We start from the raw sequence: 19,573 nt of genomic DNA, 5'->3' as shown, positions 1-19,573 counted from the left end.
CAATGACTAATTATTTTTGTTAATTTTGGCTAGGAATGTGTCAAGCTGTTTTTGGCTGAGTCTGGCTGCTGAAAAATCTGAAGGTGTATGACCGATCGCATCAGGAGATTGACAGTGGACAATAAGCGATCGCAATGCCTCCATAAATCCAAAACCCAAACGTTCAATAGTGTCTCGCTTATGAACTTTCTCGCTATAAGTCCAAGTCATTTCCAGCCTTCCTGCACGAATAAATCCACTTATTCCTAATAGGTGGCTGCGCTGATTAAGTAAACTCTGTTCAGCTTTGAATTCTTGAGCCAAACCCAATACAGCAGATGCCTTAAGCACCTGATCGAATTGACCAAGGTAGTTAAAACTTACTTGTGCTTGGGGTAGCGCTTGTAGTTTCCTGCGTATTGTTTCATCCGGGTACAAATATCGCAACACACCATAGCCTATCCCTCGGTTGGGAATGCGCCGCAGTTGTTCTTTAACTGACTTTAAAACCTCTCCTGGATAGTCAACTTCTTCTAGCTGTAAGTGAACGGGAAATAAGGTAGTAAACCAGCCTACAGTCCGCGACAAATCTACATCCTCAAACAAGTCTTCTCGTCCATGTCCCTCTAAATCAACAAGCAGAGAACGTTCTCCCGTCCATTGGGCAAAGCTTTGCGCTAGGGCAGTCAACAGCACATCATTAATTTGAGTGTTGTATGCAGAGGGTACATCCTGCAAGAGGGCACGGGTTTGTTCTTCATTTAAAGAAAGTGACACAGAAGCAGTTGAGGCTACGGTGTTATTGTCTTTACTAGAACGATAGTCTACTGGCAAAGCTGTAACTTGAATACTAGATTGACTTAGCCAGTAATCCAACTCTGTGACTGCCTTTGATTGTGCGTATTCTGTCAGGCGATCGCTCCAATATTGAAAAGAAGTTGTCTTTGGTGGTAGTTTAATAGCTTCGCCACGGCTGATTTGCTGGTAAGCCGTAGCCAAATCTTCGAGCAAAATCCGCCACGAGACACCATCTACTGCTAAGTGATGGATGATGAACAGTAAGCGTCCAGGTTGATTGTTGCCTAACCTAAACAACGTCACTCGTGCGATCGCCCCAGTAGATAGATTCAAACTAGCTTGGAGTTCAGCGTTCTCCGCTTTCATTGCTGTTTGTTGTTCTTCTGGCGGCAGGTGCGATAAATTGATGACGCTAAATGGCACAACTTCCTGAGCCAGGGCATTAAACTGCTGCCAGTTTTCCCCTTCTTGTATAAACTGTGATTCTCCCTTCGCGTAGCGTCTCGTAAAGAAGGGGAGACGTACAAACTGCGATCGCAAAGCATCGTGATGCACTAATAATTGTTCCACGGCTTGCTGCAATAGCTCTGGTTGCAAATCTGGCGGCACTTCCAATAGTGCTGACTGGTTAAAGTAATTAGGTTCGGGCAATTTTTGCTCGAAAAACCAATGTTGGATGGGCGTTAGCGCCACCTTGCCAGTTACTAATCCTTGTTCGGCTTTGATAGAGCGAGTAATTCCTGCCACGGCAGCTAACTCAGCAATGGTTTGATACTGAAATAGCTGTTTGGGAGCAATTTGGATACCCGCCTGATTGGCACGGGAAATTACCTGAATGCTGAGGATGGAGTCTCCGCCCAGTTCAAAGAAGTTATCGTGGATGCCGACTTGTTTTAGTCTTAAAATTTCCGACCAAATTGCCGCTAATTTCTCTTCTATAGAGGTTTGGGGCGCAACAAAGTTATCTTCTACCCTCCGTGAAAATTCGGGTGTTGGGAGGGCGCGGTAATCTACCTTCTGGTTCGGAGTCATTGGTAAAGCTTTCAGCAGCGCGATCGCTGAAGGCACCATATAATTAGGCAGCTTTTGCTTTAGGAACTGGCGCAATTCATCGGTGGTTGGTTGCGGCTGGTGCGGAACAACATAAGCCACAAGTCGCTTTTGTCCGGGAATGTCTTCACGAGCAATGACCACAGCTTGAAAGACCTGTGGGTGTTGTCTCAGCACTGTTTCGATTTCTCCCAACTCGATGCGGAAGCCGCGAATTTTTACCTGATCGTCAATTCGACCGAGATATTCTAGGTTGCCATCGGCGCGAAATCTTGCTAAATCACCCGTTTTGTAGAGGCGATCGCAGGTTGCATTCTCAATAAATTTCTCAGCCGTGAGTTCAGGACGTTTCCAATATCCTCTCGCTAATCCTGCCCCACCAATGTGCAGCTCTCCAGGAACTCCTATAGGTACAGCTTGCAGATATTTATCTAAAACATAAACCTGAGTATTGCTGATGGGTCGTCCAATGCTGACAGAGGAGGCTGTTGGGCTTAAACGTTTTAAGGTAGTGACAACCGTTGCTTCCGTTGGCCCGTAACTATTAAGTAATTGAGGTGGATGGGAGAGGTGAGCAATACTACTGTGCCAGCGCTTTCCTCTTTCGAGTTGAGCTTCTTCTCCGCCAATAATCACCATTCTGAGACTTTCGGGAATTCGGGTATCTTCAGAGGTAAGTTCTGCTACTAACTGGTGCCAGTACGCTGTGGGAAGATCCAAAACAGTTAACTGCCATTCTCGGCAACACCGCCAAAATTCATCGCTGGAGTGCAACATCTCTTCGGTGCGTAACACTAAGGTTGCACCTACCGCAAGACAAGGGAAGATTTCTTCAATAGATGTATCAAAACAGATTGACGCAAATTGCAGAATATTATCGCTTGCATTAATTCCATATTCATGCGTAGCAGTCATGACAAAATTCATTAGCGATCGCTGTTCAATCATCACCCCTTTGGGTTTACCCGTAGAACCAGAGGTGTAAATAATGTACGCAAGGTTATGGGGCTGAACTTCGCTAATGGGATTGGCTGTACTGTGTTGAGCAATTATTTCCCAATCTGTATCTAAACAAATCGTTTTTCCGGCATAATCTGGTAGTTTGTCCTGAAATCTTTCTTGCGTCAGCAGAATGCCCAGTTGCGTATCTTCGAGAATATCAGCCAGTCGCTCTTGAGGATAAGCTGGATCGAGAGGAACATAAGCACCCCCAGCTTTGAGAATTCCGAATAAGCCAACAATCATCTCCAAGGAACGCTCAACGCAGATACCGACTAAGGTTTCTGGTTTGACTCCCAAACTTTGTAGATGGTGGGCTAATTGATTGGCGCGATCGCTCAATTCTCGATAAGTTAATCGTTGACCATCCTGCTCTACAGCTACAGCATCGGGTGTTAACTTTACCTGAGACTCAAACAATTTATGAATACAATCTATCTGAGTATATTCCCTATGAGTCTGATTCCATTCCTCTAGCAGTTTTTCTTGAGATTGATTTAACAGAGCTAATTTACCAATCTGTTTCTCTGGATTAACAACAATCTCTTCTAATAACTTTTGATACTGTTCTAGCATGGCTTGGACTGTAGCAGCATCGAAGAGGTCGCTGTTATATTCCAAAACTAGGGTGATTCCTTTCGCTCCCGTTTTCGCACCGTGCTGTACACTTTGTTCAAAACGCGGTATGACTAGGAAATCAATATCAAACTTCGCAGATTTGTTACTAGCTGGTTCATGCAAGCTGATGTCCAAGTCAGGTAAATTCAAATGTGGCTTGGCGGAATTATGGAAACTGAACATCACTTGAAACAGCGGATTGTGACTCAGGTTGCGGATGGGTCTGATCGTCTCTACCACTTTATCAAATGGTACGTCTTCGTTGGCGTAAGCTTCCATTGTCACTTTGCGTACACGGTTGAGTAATTCCCGAACGGTGGGATTACCTGATACATCGGTGCGTAAAACCAAGTTATTGACAATCATGCCAATTATCTTCTCGATTTGGTGCATCCGGCGATTGGCAACAGCAGACCCGATAAAAATATCATCTTGGCCAGTGTATCGGTGCAACAGAACTATAAAAGCTTCCAGCATCGTCATAAATAAGGTTGCACCTTCTTTATGACTGAAAACTCTTAGGGACTCGCACAAATCAATGGGCAGTTCCATCCTGACGTGATCGCCATTGTAAGTTTGCTCTTTTGGCCGCGGGCGATCATAAGGTAATTCCAACAGAGGCGGAATACCTGATAACTTTTGTTGCCAATAAGCTAATTGGGCTTGAGCTTCTGCGGTTTTAGCCCATTCACGCTGCCAATAGGCAAAGTCAGCAAACTGAAAACTTAGTTCAGTTAATGGCGAGGGTTTACCCGCAGAGAAGGCTTGATAAAGTGCGACCAACTCACTTAAAAAGACGTTAAATGACCAGCCATCATGAGCCATGTGATGCTCAACATGGGTCAATATATATTCTTGGTCGCTTAACTTAAATACAACCCACTTAATTATTGGTAGTTGAGTCAGATCTAGGTGTGTTTGAATTTCTGCATCGACCAACTTTTGTGCTTCTATTTCCCGCTCATATCCAGGAATTGCCCGGAGGTCAATTACTTCAAAACTGACTCGTTCATGTGGATTAATTACCTGATATAGCCTACCATTCACCTCTTGATAAGTTGTGCGGAAGATTTCATGACGCTTGACAATTTCACCAAGACAACGTTCTAATACTTGAACATCCAGCGAACCTTTAATTTCCATCGTTGCCTGGAATTGGTAGGCGCTGTTATCGGGTGCTAATTGCTGAACGAAGTATATTCGCTCTTGAGAAAAGGAAACTGGCACGAGTCCTTCATAGGAAATTCGTTTGATAGCTGGACGTTGCCATTGAGATTCTTCGCCACCTTGGGCAATGAGTTGAGCTATAACAGCTATAGTGGGATTGGCAAATATCTGATTAAAAGATAAATCGACTGAGAAAACTTCCCGCAGACGAGACAGCATCTGAGTGACAATCAAAGAATGACCACCCAAACAGAAAAAATTATCATTGACTCCAACTAGATCAAGTCCCAATAACTGAGTCCAGATAGCAGCTAATTTCTCTTCAATTGGGTTGCGAGGCTCAACAAAGCTTTCTTCTAAATCGGGGCGCGTGCGATCGCAGGCTGGAAGATTTTGACGATCAACTTTACCATTGGGGGTGAGAGGCAAGGAGTCTAGGATTACAAAGACTGCCGGCACCATGTAGTAGGGTAGCTTTTCTTGAAGAAAGCGTTTGAGGGTAGTCGCGCTCACATCAACTTTTTGGTTAAGCACAATATAGGCGACAAGACGCTTATCACCAGGGATATCTTCACGAGCGATTACCACTGCTTGCTGTACATCCGGGTGTTGACTCAAAAGCGCCTCAATTTCTCCGAGTTCAATACGGAAGCCGCGAATCTTCACCTGATGATCAATTCGCCCTAAAAACTCAATGTTGCCATCTGGTAAGAAGCGGGCTAAGTCACCAGTTTTGTATAATCTACTCCCTTCTGCTTTCTCAAAGAAATGGGTAATAAATTTTTCCTTAGTTAATTCTGGACGGTTTAGGTAGCCTCTAGCCAAGCCGTCGCCACCAATATATAATTCACCAGGAGTACCAATAGGAACTGGTTGAAGTTTGGAGTCAAGGATATAGATTTGTGTATTGGAAATCGGGCGACCAATCGGCACTTTTGTAGCCCCTTCTGGAATATCCTGCACTAGATACCAAGAAGCAAATGTTGTACTCTCAGTCGGCCCATATACATGTAGCAATCCCTGTGGCGCTCCATTCCTTAAAACTGCTTTGACTGAATTAGGATCTACAGCCTCGCCTCCAAACAGCAAGTGTCGGAGTTCTTTAAATGCGTGGGGTACAACGCTGGCTAACTGATTAAATAAGGCTGTCGTCAAAAATAATATACTAATCCTTTGTTTGCGGATGTAGGCTGCGAAATGCTGGGGCGAAAGCACAACATTCTGAGGAATTACGACCAACCTAGCTCCGTGAAGGAGAGATCCCCAAATTTCAAATGTAGCTGCGTCAAATGAAGTATTTGAGGCTTGAGCAACGCGATCAATAGGCACAAAGTTCACGTAGTTGGTATTGCATACTAGCCGATTGACAGCCCGATGCGGCACAGTTACTCCCTTTGGTTTTCCTGTAGAACCGGAGGTATAAATGACATAAGCCAGATTTTCAGATGTAGCGTTGCTAGTCGGATTCTCTTGCTGGTGATTAATCGATTCCCAATCAGTATCCAGACAAACCAACTTTGTTACGCTACCAGCAAACTCTTCAATGAACTTTTGCTGGGTCAACAACACCTGCACTTGTGAATCTGACAGCATGAAGCTTAGACGCTCTTTCGGATACGTTGGATCTAGTGGCACATAAGCTCCACCCGCCTTGAGGATGCCCAATAATCCCACTACCATTTCCAAGGAGCGCTCAACGCAAATCCCTACCAGCACCTCTGGTTTTACACCCAAACTTTGTAGATAATTTGCTATTTTGTTGGCTTGGTAGTTTAACTCTTGATAAGTTAGTTGTTGCTCCTTGAAGACAACAGCAATACTGTCTGGAGTTCTTTCTACTTGTGCTTCAAATAACTGATGTATACATAAGTGCTTAGGATAATCTACCTTTGTATCATTCCATTCAATTAATATTTCATGTCGCTCCTGCTCAGTTAAAGCAGAAATATCATCAATAGATTGAGTAGAGTTAATTACAATTTCTTTCATAACCTTAGTATATAAATTGCGATATTCAACTAGTAATTCACTTAATGGTTAGTTTTCTTTTTGTTGATTTTAGCTATAAATTTATCAAGTTGTTTTTGATTAAGTTTGGCAGCAGAGAAATCAGAAGGGGTATAGCCTTGTGACTCTGTTGATTGACAATGATCAATCAGGTTTCTTAATGCTTTCATAAATCCAAAAGCTAACTTTTCAATAGTCGAACGTTTGTGAAGTTTGTCACTATAAGCAAAGTCGATTTCTAGCTTTCCTGAATGAATCAATCCGCTTACTGCCAAGAGATGGCTACGATAACCTCGCTTACTCTGCTCTGATTTCCACTCTTTGACAGATCCAAACATTGCAGATGCAGATAGTACTTGGTCAAATTGACCTAAATAATTAAAACTGACTTCTGCTTGAGGCAAATTCTGGAATTTATTGTGAACTGCCGCATCTTGATTTAAATATCGCAATATACCATAACCAATACCGTGTTTAGGAAGGCGGCGCAGTTTTTCTTTAACTAATTTTAAATCTCCTAACTGATCAACAGAACTCAGTTCTAATTGGATAGGAAATAAGGTAGTAAACCAGCCTACGGTACGGGACAAGTCTACATCTTCAAATAAGTCTTCCCGTCCATGTCCTTCTAAATCAACAACTAACGATTTTTCTCCTGTCCATTGGCTAAAGCTTTGTACTAAAGCAGTCAACAAAATATCGTTAATTTGTGTATTGTAAGTAGCAGGAACATCTTGGAGCAGAGCGCGGGTTTCATCCTCATTTAAAAAGAGAGTAAAAGAATCAGTTGAGCTTAAAGTATTGCTTTCTTTTTCGAATGGATAATCTATCGGTAAAGGAGCAATATTGCTTTCAAAGCTAGATAACCAGTAATCAAGTTCTCTGGCAATAGCTTCTGATTTACTGTATTCTTGGAGTCGATTTTCCCACTCTTGGAAAGAACTAGTTTTAGGGGGCAATTTGATTGCTTCGCCACGGCTAACTTGCTGATAAGCTGTTGCCAAATCTTCAAGCAAAATTCGCCATGAGATCCCATCTACCACTAGGTGATGGATAACCAATAGTAACTGACTTGGTTGATTCATCCCCAGATGAAACAACGCAACTCGTACAATTTCGCCTGATGACAGATTTAGGCTAGCTTGAAGTTCAGCATCTTTTGCTTTAATTGCAGTTTGTTGTGCTTCTGGAGAAAGTGCCGACAAATCCACAATGGTGAAAGGCACTGTTTCTTGGGGCGCATCATTAATCTGTTGCGGAAGATTCGTTTCTAAGACAAAGCGCGATCGCAGTACATCGTGATGCAATAATAATTGTTGCAAGACTTGCTTTAATAACTCAGGTTGTGTTCCTGCTGGAATTTCTAGCAAGGCTGACTGGTTAAAGTAGTGAGCATCGGGTAAATTTTGCTCGAAAAACCAATGTTGGATCGGCGTTAGTGGTACTGAACCCGTTATTAACCCCTGATTCGCTTTGATTTGACTGGTTGTGCCGACAACGGTAGCTAACTCAGCAATGGTTTGATATTGAAACAGTTGTTTTGGAGTTAACTGTAACCCGGCAAGATTTGCTTTAGAAATCATCTGAATACTGATGATAGAATCGCCACCTAATTCAAAGAAATTATCGTAAATGCTGATATTTGTTTGTCTCAACACTTCAGCCCAAATTGCCACTAATCTTTCTTCTATCGGAGTCCGAGGAACAACAACCCCTAAATCTAAATTTCTGTCTGAAGTATCTGGGGCAGGCAAAGCACGATAGTCTAATTTCCCATTAGGGGTAATCGGTAGCTGATCCAATGTAACGAAGGCAGAAGGAACCATATACGGGGGTAACTTCTGTTTGAGGAATTGGCGAATTTCATCAATTTGAACTTGTCCTTGATTTCCAACCACATAAGCTACGAGACGCTTATTACCAGGGATATCTTCACGGGCAATGACGACAGCTTGAGTCACCTGGGAATGTTGATTTAGGACTGTTTCAATCTCACCAAGTTCAATCCGAAAACCGCGAATCTTCACCTGAGAATCAATCCGCCCCAAATATTCTAGATTGCCATCGGGTTGATAACGCACTAAATCCCCAGTTTTGTATAACTTATTCTCTTCTACTTTCTCAAAAGGATTAGAAATAAATTTTTCTGCGGTCAATTCTGGACGGTTCAAGTAACCCCGTGCTACACCTGCACCGCCAATATGGAGTTCCCCTGGTACTCCAATAGGAACGGGTTGCAAATATTTATCTAACACATATACTTGAACATTACTAATAGGTTTTCCAATAGATACTTCCTGACAATTGAGAGCGTTTTCTGACAAATCAGATAAGGTTGCAACCACAGTAGTTTCAGTTGGCCCATAACTATTAACCAACTGAGGATTATTGCCCACCAATTGATGCCACATTGCAACTTTTTCGGGTAGCACTCGCTCTCCGCCGATAATAACCAGTCGTAATGAATCAGGTAATGATAAATTTTCACTGGCTAATTCACTTACTAACAAATGCCAGTAAGCTGTTGGTAAATCCCATACTGTCAATTCCCAATCTTTTGACTGCTGTATAAATGCTGACACAGACTGCAACATTTCCTCGTTACGCAGCACCAGTGTCCCACCGCTACTTAAACAGGGATAGATTTCTTCGGCGGCGGCATCAAAACTAATTGAGGCAAATTGAAGAATGCGTTGGCTTTGCCCGCCGTAGGCATCGCACTCTGTTAGTTTATATTCAGCGATCGCACTTTGCGTAAAATTAACTAAAGAATGATGTTCAATCAGTACGCCTTTGGGCTTGCCTGTGGAACCTGATGTATAGATAACATAGGCTAAGTTACTCGCTACTACCTTAGACTCAGGATTTTCTCGACTCTGGCTTGAAATCAAAGCCTTTTGAGTATCTAAACAAACCATTTGTAGGCAATGTTCAGCTTCCACGGTTACCCATTGCTGCATCGTTACCAGAATTGGTACTTGAGCATCATTAACTATATCCCTCAATCGTTCGGCTGGATATGCGGGATCTAAGGGAACATAAGCACCCCCAGCTTTGAGAATTCCTAACAGTCCCACTATCATCTCTAAGGAGCGATCAATGCAGATTGCGACTAAGCAATCGGGTTTTACCCCCAAGCTTTTCAGATAGTGAGCGAGTTGGTTAGCTTGTTCATTCAATTGCCGATAGGTGAGTTTTTGCCCCTCAAATTGCACTGCTACTGCATCAGGGGTCTTGTTTACCTGTTCTTCCACTAACTGATGAATACATTTCCCTTGGGGATAAGCTGCTTTAGTCTGGTTCCAGTCAACTAATAATTGGTGCTGCTGTTGTGGCGTTAGTAGAGGGTATTGGGAAATTCGTCGATCGGGGTTAGCCACAATCCCTTCTACCAATGTTTGATATTGACCCATCATGCGATCGATGGTGGCGGCATCAAATAGGTCACTGTTATATTCCCAAACAAGAGTTATACCTTCTGTTTCTATTCCTTTGGCTTCGTCTTTGGAATTGCGCCCTACCCGTTGTTCAGAACGTGGCATAACCACAACATCAAGATCGAATTTGGCTGATTTATTGTTGAGTGCTTCATGCTGTTTGATGGTCAATCCAGGTAGATTCAAATCAGGTAAAAGAGCATCATGAAAGCTGAACATCACCTGGAATAGTGGATTATAGCTCAGATTCCTTTCTGGTTTAAGAGCTTCTACTACCTTGTCAAAGGGTAAATCTTCGTTGCTATAACCTTCTAGCGTTACTTGACGCACTTGAGCCAAAAGTTCTCGAAAGGTGGGATTACCAGAAACATCTGTGCGTAGAACGATGTTGTTGACAATCATGCCAATTAACCCTTCTGTCTCCCGCCAACGGCGATTAGCTACCCCAGATCCCACACAAAGGTCTTCTTGTCCTGTGTAGCGGTAGAGCATGGTTACGAAAACCGCAAACATACTCATAAATAAGGTTACGCCTTCTTGACGACCCATATTTCTCAGGGCTTCGCAGACATCTAGGGGAAGCTCCATCCGCAGCATTCCGCCTTGATAACTTTGTTCTGCTGGCCGCGCGCGATCGCTAGGCAATTCTAATAAGGGCGGACAGCCAGATAATTTTTGTTTCCAATAGTCCAATTGGGCTTGTGCTGGCTCTGTTAATACCCACTGTCGCTGCCAATGGGCAAAATCTGCAAACTGTAGTGAGGGTTCAGCTAAAGGTGACGGTTTACCTTCAGAGAATGCTTGATATAGTGTTAATAATTCTCGCAAAAATAAATTGAATGACCAACCATCATGCACCATGTGATGTTCAACATGAACCAACACATATTCTTGGTCACTTAACTTTAATAATTTCCAACGAATTAAGGGTAATTGACTAATATCAAAAGGCTTTTGAATCGCTTCGTCAGTTAATCTTTGTACTTCAGCTTCCTGCTCGGCTTTAGGAACGTTTTGCAGGTCGATAACTGTTAAAACAACTGCTTGAGGAGGGTGGATTACTTGTACCAGCTTTCCTTCTATTGCCGGAAACGTGGTGCGGAATATTTCATGACGGCGCAAAATTTCGCTCAGACTTTGTTCAAGGATAGATATATTCAAATATCCTTTGAAACGCAAACTCTCTTGAAATTGGTAAGCGCTCATGGAGGGGGCTAATTGCTCAATAAAATATACCCGCTCTTGGGCAAAGGAAACAGGTAAGTAACCCTCCCGTGGAATTGGCTGAATTTTAGCTAAGGGGGATGACTGTTTTAATTGCTGGTGCTGGAGAATAATCTTAACTAAATCGTTGATTGTTGGGTTTTCTAAGAGTTGCCCAAAGGATAGCTCAACTTGAAAAACATCCCGTATCCGAGACAGAATTTGAGTGGCGATTAGGGAATGACCACCTAACTGGAAAAAATTGTCATCGACTCCAATCTGTTCTAAGCCGAAAACTTGGCACCAGATTTTTGCAAGAGTTTCTTCCTGGGCATTACGAGGGGCGACAAAGTTTTCTTGAAGTTTGGGGGCGGGAAGTGCTTGACGATCAATTTTCCCATTGGGGTTGAGAGGTAAAGCGTCTAGGTCAACAAAGACTGTTGGCACCATGTAGCTAGGTAGCTTGTTTTTCAAGAAGCTTTGCAGATTTGTGCAGTTAATCTCCGTCTTTTGGTAGGGGACAACATAAGCTACCAGACATTTGTTTCCAGGGGTGTCTTCACGAACAATGACTGCGGTTTGAGATATTTGGGGATGTTGATTGAGAACGGATTCAATTTCTTCTAACTCAATGCGGAAGCCATTAATTTTTACCTGATTGTCAATCCGTCCTTTAAATTCTAGGTTGCCATCTGGTAGATAGCGTCCTAAATCTCCAGTTTTATATAATTTTGAATTGTTAAAAGGATTTTTAATAAATTTTTCTGCGGTCAATTCTAGGCGGTTCAAATAGCCTCGTGCTAGTCCAGCACCCCCGATGTATATTTCTCCTATTGTTCCAGTGGGGACGGTTTGAAGGTTTTGATCCAATACATAGACTTGGATGTTATCCCCCATTGGTTTGCCAATAGGTGTTTCTGTTCTCTCTAGTTGCGTTGCACTCAAATTTGATAAAGTGCAAATTGTAGCTGCAACGGTAATTTCAGTGGGCCCGTAGGAATTAATCAATTCAGGGAAATTGCCTACAAACTTGAGCCACATCTTAACTTGTTCTGGTAGCGCCCGTTCACCGCCAATAATCACCAAGCGTAATGATTGGGGTAATTTTATTTGACCAGTGACTAATTCATTTACTATTAAATGCCAGTAAGCTGTGGGTAAATCCCATACAGTTATTTGCCAATCTTGAGATTTCTGTACAAATAATGATAAGGAACTCGCCATTTCTTCAGTTCGCAGCACTAAAGTTGCACCACAACTAAGACACGGATAAATTTCTTCTGCGGATACATCAAAATTTATCGAGGTGAACTGAAGAATACGATCGCTCGCGGAGATTTTGTATTGAGCCAACGCCATCTGGGTAAAATTCACCAATGATTGATGTTCAATCATTACCCCTTTGGGTTTTCCGGTTGATCCCGATGTGTAGATGACATAAGCTAAATTATTTGGTTTTACTGTGTTAAAAAGATTGCACTCGCTCTCGTTAGCAATCTCATCCTGTTGAGTATCTAAACAAATTACTTGGCCTGAATAATCAGATATTAAACTAGACCATTTTTCTTGTGTTACCAAAACAGAGATTTGAGCATCTTGCACCATGTAGGTCAATCGTTCGACTGGATAAGCGGGATCTAGTGGTACGTATGCGCCTCCAGCTTTGAGAATTCCCAACAAAGCTACAATCATTTCTAGGGAGCGTTCGACGCAGATTCCGACCAAGACCTCAGCTCCCACCCCTAATTTTTGCAAATGATGAGCGAGTTGGTTAGCTTTAATATTTAATTCCTGGTATGTCAGTTGGTTCTGTCCAAATTCCACAGCTACAGCCTGCGGAGTTCGTGCAACCTGGGCTTCAAATAACTGATGAATATATTGTTTAAACATAATTCGTAATTCGTAATTCGTAGTTCGTAATTCGTAATTCGTAATTAGAAAAATTTATTTTGTCTGGGTTTAGGGCTTTTCATTTAATAATATAGTTCAGTTAAGCATTATGTTGCTGAGTTTTATATGGAATTCACGGTATAGTCAAATATATGATTTTGAATAATGGCCTGTGAGGGTTTACTCCGGTGCAATCGGACTCAGAGGCCATTTTTCCGTTGAGATGAATTAAGCGCGATCGCACTTAATTTAATCCCATTGTGTCTGGAATTTCAAAGAATCTAATAGTGAAATTATTCCTCGACAATTTCAATTGTTTTTGGCGGCTGAACTTCTTCCACATCAATATTGATTTCTGGACTCAGTTCATTTTTCAGTTTGAGTTTTAGCTCCTCTGAAATGGGTAAATCTTTAATTTCTTTGAGGAGGAATCTCACGGATTCAGTTTTACTACGTTCTGTATAGATAGCCTTGAGAACAGCTTCAATTCCATATCCCGCTACAGTATCCCCTACAACCGTTATCAGACCAAGCAATCCTATACCTCCAACGATGCCAAGGGGCCCTCCCAAGGCTGTGAGGGCAGCAACAATAGCAGCATTACTACCTGCTGATGTGACTGTTAAAATCACAAGAATTATCCCAGGAAGACCTAGACCAGCAAGTTTTTTAACGATTTCGTCCATTGTAATTACCTAAAATCCTTTTTTTCTTGGTTAAGACATTAAGAAGGGTACGAGAATGGAATCTTTGTAAATAAAGAAACCTCTCTCAAAACCTAGACTAAGCTCAATAAGAGTCATTCGCGCTTAGATTGGGTTAATATTTTTTGAGTTTTATCTCTAAATTCAACCCGATCTGATAGTTCAGTCTTTAATCAAAGCGATCGCTAATTTTTCCATTTACAGCAGAGATAGCCACTGTTCTTGGTGAGGCTAAATAATTTTTGCCCGTTGGATCGCCACTGCGTCCTTTAAAATTGCGATTGGTTGCATAAATTCCTGTTTCTTCTTTTGCCAAAACCCCAAGCCCAGAATTTATACAAGCCCCACAACCTGTCTTGAGAATCTGCGCCCCTGCTTGTTCAAAAATGTCGAGATAGCCCAACTCTTGGGCTTGTTCTCGGATTTCAACGGTTGCAGGTACAATAAACAAGTTTACACCGTCTGCCAGTTGGCGACCGTTCAAAACTTCGGCTGCTTGAGCTAAATCGTAGAGTTTACCCCCAGTACAAGAGCCAATAAAAGCTTTGGTAATGGGAATGTCTTCTAACTGACTAATGGCAACTACTTGATCCGGTTTTGGGGGACGTGCAACTTGCGGTTCTAAATCACTGAGGTCAAATTGATAAACCTTTTCGTACTCAGCATCAGCATCGCCAATAACCTCTACAAATTCTTCTGAAACTCGGTTTTTTAGATAATCACGGGTTACTTCGTCAGGAACAATCAAACCACATATTGCACCACACTCCACAGCCATATTAGCTAGAGTTAACCGTTCATCAAATGGCAGTTGTGCGAGGATTGAGCCTCTAAACTCCATTACCTTACTGGTTGCACCAGCACAGCCGATTTTTCCCAGGATAAATAGGATAATATCTTTGGCACTGATTTTAACAGGCAAGGTTCCAGACAACTCAAATACTAGAGTTGGAGGAACACGAATCCACATATCTCCTGTGGCATAAATATTAGCCATATCGGTGGTTCCTACACCCGTGGAAAATGCTCCTAATGCCCCGTATGTGCAGGTATGGGAATCTGTACCGGCAATTACCATTCCTGGGCGGACAAACCCTTTTTCTGGGAGTAAAACATGACAGATGCCTGCTGCTTCGCCTGGGGAAACCACATCAAACAGGTGGCATCCTTGGACTTTGGCAAACTCAATCATCTGTTCATACATGATATGAGCTTTGTCATCAGCACGGATGTCGTTGACTTGGATAAAGTGATCGGCTACCAAAACTACCCGTTGGGAGTCCCATAACTTTGCCTCTTCTCCATAATGCTTATAAAATGTCTTGGCTACGGGGCCAGCGACAGCATCATGGGATAAGGCTAAATCGACTTGAGCAAAAACCACCTCTCCTGGCTGAACGTAGGAGTTTCCAGAGGCTTTAGCTAAGAGTTTTTCTACTAAAGTCATGGGGCGTAGCGGTGTCAGGCTGCGAGGAATGGTGATCTGTCCCTGACGGCGCAGCTGATTAAAAGACATTAATCCACCTGCTGCTGCGATCGCATCAACTACAGGATTCTCCTGTTTTTCTCCCAGAATTTCTAGGGAAAGTCCAATATTGATGCTATTACGATAAAAAATTTCGGCGAACGATCGCGCCCGAATCTTTTTAATTCCCGCAGCTTGCAGGGCAATGGGGGCAACTTCTCGACTGGAACCACACCCGAAATTTTCTCCTGCTTCAATCACATCGTATTTCAGCAGTTCACCTTCGCCAATAACATGTTCTAAAGCATAGTTTTTTAAGCGATCGGGGTGATCATTGGTCGCCCGATTAGCAGGAATAATATCATCGGTATTGATATCATCTCCAAGGTGCAAAACATTATTTGTGTGGCTCATGAAGTACTCCTAATTGAGAATGTTGCACCACTGAAAGTTCTTCAAGCAAAAGGCCAACTAAGGTTGCAGTGTTAACTAAAATTTCCTCCCCTTCGGTAAACAAATCAGCTGTTCGGTATCCCTTAGCCAAAATTCGGTCTTGCGCTGCAATAATGTGTTGAGCAGCCTGCACTTCCCCCCATTGCTGAAGCATTAAAATACAGGCTTCCAAGGTTCCGAGAGGATTAGCAATTCCTAAACCTGCAATGTCTGGGGCTGTACCATGAATGGCCTCGTACAAACCAAATCCATTACCGTTAAGACTCGCTGATCCTAATAAGCCAATGGAGCCAACTAATGCGCCGCCAATATCGCTGAGAATATCTCCAAACAGATTCCCCGCCAAAATTACATCAAACTGTTGGGGATTCAGAACCATTTGCATGGCTAAGTTATCTACCAGCATGGCTTCGACAACAACGCCAGGAAACTGTGTAGCTTCTTCTTGAACTAAACGAGTCCAAGGCAAATGAGGTAAGGCGTTTTCTTTGTGGGCTACGGTGAGTAATCCTCGCCGACATTGCGCTTGTTCTAAAGCCTTGCGAGCAATCCGACGAATTTCTTCATCGTAATAGCGCATTGTATGGTACCCGTAATTTCCTTGTTCGTCTGAGGAGCGTCCAGACGGGCCAAAATAGATTCCACTGACTAGTTCTCGAACAATGAGAATATCAAGTTCTTGAATTTTCTCTGGTCGAAGGCTAGATTTATGCAGAAGACTTTTAACGCTACGGATTGGGCGAAGATTGCAAAAAAAGTCAAAATGCTTTCGGAGTTCTAGCAGTCCACCTTTAGTAACTGCACCAAATACAATCCCATCGGCTCCATCGCACAATTCGGCGGTGGCTTGAGGGAAGTAACTACCAAATTTCTCAAAGGCAGTTGTACCAAGCCAGCCATAGTCTACCTGCAAGGTAAATCCTTCAATTTTAGCGACGTGTTGCAGAATTTTTAAGGAAGCTTGCACAACTTCTGGCCCAATCCCTTCTCCAGGAATAGCAACGATCCGATAAGATGGTTTACTTAAAAACCCCATTTTGCTATAACTCCAATACCTGGTTGTTTTACATAACTTATTCTTAAAACCTCAGATTTATGTTGTTAAAATACTACACAACTCATCGATTTCTTGAGTTTTTTCTTGAATCAGTGTGTTACCTAAAAGTTGTAACTGCCGCACATTTTCTGGCTTGGCATTATCTATCGCTTCGAGTTCACTTTTTAAAAATGTTTGGAATCGATAATAAGAGTTTTTGTTACCTTTATTCTTAGCCTCAAACAACCGTTCTAATTCTCCAGCTACTACTTCGCTCCCACCGTCAAGTACAATATTTAACAGTGGTTTTGCCCATTGCAATAGTCCCCATTTTTTAACTTCGTCATAAGGGTAGACACTCGTCAATGAACCAGTACCCAAGGATACTAATAAGATATCCTCTGTATTCAGAACTTGTTTGTTTTCTTGTTTGCTAATTTGTGCTTCTAAAATAGCCAAATTAGCTGGGTTATTAGCGACTACTCCGCCATCGACTAAAGTATAAAAGCCGTTGGTATTATGAGAACTGGCAACGCGATGGGGAGCAAAATAAGTCGGAGTTGCACTAGTTGCCAATGCCGCATCTGTAAGCGTAAAACCTCCGCATAACTTGCGAAACTTTTTCGATTCTGTCTGTTGTTTTTCTAGTTTGTTTGTAAAGAATATCGGAATTCGCTGCTCGATATCGTAGCTAGTTACGAAAACTTCTTTGAGATTATTTTCTAAAGGAGTATCACCAAAATATTGCCTGATAATTTCTTCTCTGCCTTCAGAAGAATATTTTGGTTGGACGAATATGTCCTCTAACTGACCGAGTACTTGTTCCCAGAATGGTTCGTAAAATATCTCAGCCCCATACTCAAGATATATTTGCAGCAGATCCTCAGCACTATATTGAGCGGTGGGCGAAGTATCAGTTGCTTCTAAATCTAATCGGGGTTTAGTTAATCCGAGTGCCAGTATTCCTCCGCTGGAAGTGCCGGAAATTAAATCGAACAAACTAAAAATGGGCTTTTGTGTGCGCTTTTCAATTTCTGCTAGTATCAGTGCTGGGATAATGCCCCGAATACCGCCACCATCAATAGCGAGAATTTTATATTTGGGATTGGCTTTTGTATTCATAGTTTTTTGCGATCGCTCCTGAGTTGATGTTTGCGGTTGTTCCTGCTGTTGGATATCGGCTGGAACTTCACTTTCCTTAGCTGTTTCGGCTTTCTCTCCCTTTGGCTGGGGAGTTGGAATATTGGCAGATTTCTCGCTTTGCTTCTTTGTCCCTTTTTTTTCTTTGGGATTTACAGTCGTTGTCTGGGCTGGAATGCCAGTTTCTACAATTGGGGGAACCTCAACGGACTCTTGCTGCAAGTCGGCTTGGGCGATCGCAGTTACTTCAACGGAGGCAACCTCTGCAATCAACTGGTTTTCTTCCTCTAGCACCACAGTTTCCGCAGGTTTTCCTTCCTCGGAACTACTGGCTGTCTGTTCTTCGTTTGATGATTGTGTAATTCCAAATGGAAGTTGGGCTAAATCCCAACTGGGATTGCCACGCAATTTTCCATCATGACCATTTTCAGTCTGGTCTTTTATAGTTGCCCCTTGTCCTTCGTTTAATGTCCAGTAAGCTACTAATCCTTGTTCATTCCCGACTAGAGGCTGATAGCGATGCCCTTGGATTTCCACTGGGGGGCAAGGGTAATTCCAGACACTAAGGTTAGCTAATTGACCTGTGAAATATATGTTGTTGTGTAAAGTTGCACCCAGAGTCAGAGAACTAGTTGCTTTGTTTAAAGAGTCACCTGTAAAATAGCCAAAATACTCATGCTCATCAAGATATATGGTTAGTTGACCTTTATTAAAAACAATGGCAAAGAAGTGCCATTGTCCGACAGTTAATTCTCCATTGCCAAAAGTTTTGATAACCTTCGCAACATTCTCATCAATGTATATATCTAGGTTTCCTGATTCACTGATGCCAAACTCAAAATTATCACTATATCGATCTGAAGAACGGGCAAAAAAAACATTGCGTGTCCCGTATGTAGTAGCTTTATCTGTTAGCTGATGAGGATTCACCCATCCTGAAATCGTAAAGGCTGAACTTCCTTGAGCAAAAACACCACCTAAATCGTTTTTGCCAAAATCTATATAATCATCTTGACCATCAAATGTCAGGACTGATTGGCTATATACTTGGTTTTTCATGAGATTTTAATCTCCAAAATAAGATAATTTATAATACTCGCCAAGGCATAAATAGCTAGCTATCTAATGAATACGATAGATAAATATAGTAAATTAGAATGTATTTATTAAAGTCAAAAATTAATTAATTTTTTTCATTATTTTCATTAAGTAAGCTAGATTCTTAAAACCAATATGCTTAACTATACTTTCAAATAATGTCAGCTTTATCAATAAAATGCAATAGCAGATAAAACAATCCGAGTGGACAGTTAAGACAGTTAAGCAAATAATTAAGTCGATATTTAAGACAGTTAAGACATTTAAGACAGTTAAGTGGACAGTTAAGACAGTTAAGCAGATAGTTAAAATATTTAAAACAGTTAATAAAAAATAATTACCAAGTGTAACTTCTTTGTATCTAGAGAGCTGCACAATTAGCAATCTGTTTATAGCGGTTCTCGTTTACGTGAGGTACACCCGTAGGGGCACGGCAGTGCCCATTGGTGTCAACTTAACGTAAAAACCAGTCTATAACCAGCTTTTAGATATTGTCTCGTTCCCAGTCTCCGACTGGGAATGCCGTCCT

At 42.1% G+C, this 19,573-nt stretch carries 6 protein-coding genes; all 6 read right to left on the bottom strand.

All coding sequences use genetic code 11. The annotated features are described in order from the left end of the window. Positions 1–6: 6 nt before the first annotated feature. A complete protein-coding gene (locus F8R90_RS08055; protein WP_196510321.1) occupies positions 7–6,600 on the bottom strand; it encodes a non-ribosomal peptide synthetase in 6,594 nt (2,197 codons plus the stop codon). A gap of 41 nt (positions 6,601–6,641) precedes the next feature. After that, positions 6,642–13,148 carry a non-ribosomal peptide synthetase gene (locus F8R90_RS08050; protein WP_196510320.1) on the bottom strand — a complete coding sequence of 2,169 codons (6,507 nt, stop codon included), beginning with the start codon at positions 13,146–13,148 and terminating at the stop codon, positions 6,642–6,644. A gap of 293 nt (positions 13,149–13,441) precedes the next feature. Beyond that, positions 13,442–13,834 (bottom strand): hypothetical protein, encoded by a 393-nt coding sequence (locus F8R90_RS08045; RefSeq protein WP_196510319.1) that lies wholly within the window; start codon positions 13,832–13,834, stop codon positions 13,442–13,444. Between the two features lie 187 nt (positions 13,835–14,021). Then, entirely contained in the window at positions 14,022–15,731 is a 1,710-nt protein-coding gene (locus tag F8R90_RS08040) for an aconitase/3-isopropylmalate dehydratase large subunit family protein (protein ID WP_196510318.1), read from the bottom strand. Then, on the bottom strand, positions 15,715–16,806 hold the full coding sequence (locus F8R90_RS08035; protein WP_196510317.1) for an isocitrate/isopropylmalate dehydrogenase family protein: 1,092 nt from the start codon (positions 16,804–16,806) through the stop codon (positions 15,715–15,717). The genes F8R90_RS08040 and F8R90_RS08035 overlap by 17 nt, the downstream gene beginning before the upstream one ends. 57 nt (positions 16,807–16,863) lie before the next feature. Next, positions 16,864–19,005: a patatin-like phospholipase family protein gene (locus tag F8R90_RS08030; protein ID WP_196510316.1), complete on the bottom strand. Its 2,142-nt coding sequence runs from the start codon at positions 19,003–19,005 to the stop codon at positions 16,864–16,866. Positions 19,006–19,573 lie beyond the last annotated feature (568 nt).

The organism is Nostoc sp. NZL (assembly GCF_015714705.1).
In the GTDB taxonomy this organism is placed as follows: domain Bacteria; phylum Cyanobacteriota; class Cyanobacteriia; order Cyanobacteriales; family Nostocaceae; genus Nostoc; species Nostoc foliaceum_A.
This window is presented reverse-complemented; position numbering and strand designations above follow the sequence as displayed.